Origin of the sequence: Specibacter sp. AOP5-B1-6 (assembly GCF_052376555.1) — a bacterium.
In the GTDB taxonomy this organism is placed as follows: Bacteria; Actinomycetota; Actinomycetes; order Actinomycetales; family Micrococcaceae; genus Specibacter.
The window spans coordinates 1-1,563 of record NZ_JBQSVT010000100.1 but is presented as its reverse complement, the minus strand read 5'-3'; the positions used below and the strand labels follow the sequence as shown (position 1 = coordinate 1,563).

At 65.5% G+C, this 1,563-nt stretch carries 1 protein-coding gene; it reads left to right on the top strand.

Annotated elements, in window-relative coordinates; genetic code table 11:
* Positions 1–15: 15 nt before the first annotated feature.
* On the top strand, positions 16–1,563 hold a 1,548-nt coding region (locus ACT3TS_RS19615), incomplete at its 3' end, for an HNH endonuclease (RefSeq protein ID WP_444533207.1).

Sequence of the window (1,563 nt, the reverse complement as noted above, 5' to 3'; positions counted from 1 at the left end):
GCGGGGAAGGACGGGATGTCGTGGGTGGTCCTGCATATTCCGACGTTGGCGGCGGAGGCGATCATGGTGCATTGCCATCGGGTCGCCTCAGCGATCAAGAGTGATGCTGCGGGCCGTCAGCGTGCCGCTGACGCGGCAGGGGGTGGGGAGGATTGCCGGGAGTACAGGACGCGTGAGCAGATCCGTGCCGATGTCGCCGCGGTCCTGCTCATGGGCCAGGAACTCCCCAACAATAGTTACACCAACCCCACCACCAACCACCACAGCAACAACAACAACAGCGGCAGCCGTGGCTACGGCGGTACTGGCGGTGGCGGCTACAACGGCCAAGGCAATGGGAACAGCAGCTACAACGGCCAGGGCGCCGGCAATGGTGCCGGCAACGATTTCACCAGTGATGGCAGTCGTGGCGGCCAGGGTGCTGGCCGGGATGGGCGCCCCAACAACAACTTCAGCAACACCCCCGGCAGCGGCAGCAGTGGCGGGTTCACCGGCAATGGTGCCACTCAGGGCGGTGGCACCTCTGGCAATGGTGCCGCGCCCGGTGGTGGCAGTACAGGTGGCACTTCTGGCAGCTCCGGCTCCTGCAATAGCGAGGGACCGGGTGCTGGTGGGGACGGTGGTGTTCCTTTTGGGGAGAAGACGGCCTTTGGGGTGACGTTGTTTGATGAGGAGCCGGTCTGGGCGCACTCAGATCCGGCCCCGCCCCGCACCAACACCAGCACCAGCCCAACGACTGGCCCGGAGACGAGTCCCGCGGGGGAAGCGGTCCTGCCTGACGTCGACCAACCCATTGGCGGCACGGTCGTGCCCGATGGGGCCGGGCCGGAACCGCTCAACGGCACGATCGTCCCTGATGAGGCGGGGCCGGGCCGTGTAGACGGCACCGGCCTGCCCAACACCCCGAATCAAGGCCAGGACCCTGGGCAGGACCCTGGGCAGCCCTCCGGCCAACCTGCCGGGCAGTCCTCGGGTCAGCCGTCCAGCCAGAACCCCGACCAGCAGTCCGGTCAGGGCTCTGGGCTGGGTGGTGTGGGGTTGGAGGATGTGCCGTTGTGCGGGGAGTTGGTTGGTGATGGTTCCGGTTATGTTGATGAGATCGTTGACGGGATTGTTGAGGATCGCCAGCAGGAGTACCTGGATCAGTTGGAGGCCATGCGCCGGGGCAAGGTCATGGTGGATCCGCCGTTGCCGAGGGCCCAGATTTTGCTTAAGGTCCCGTTTCTGGGGTTGGTGGGCGTCACGGATGAACCGGCCGAGTTGGTGGGTGAGGGGGTTGGGCCGGTGCCGTTGGGGATCGCCAGGAAGCTCATGGCTGGTGAGAGCACGTTCTTGCGGGTGTTGACTGATCCGGTCACGGGGCAGGCGTTGCCGTTGAGCCCGCAACAGTACACGCTGCGGGACGCGGAGAAAGCGGTGTTGCAGGCCCTGGCCGGGGGCTGTTACTTCCTGAATTGTTCGAACCCGGTGGTGTTGACGGATATTGATCATCTGCAGGCGTGGGAGCACGGTGGCAAGTCCACATGGGAGAACCTGAGGCCGGCATGTGCCGCCCATCACAGG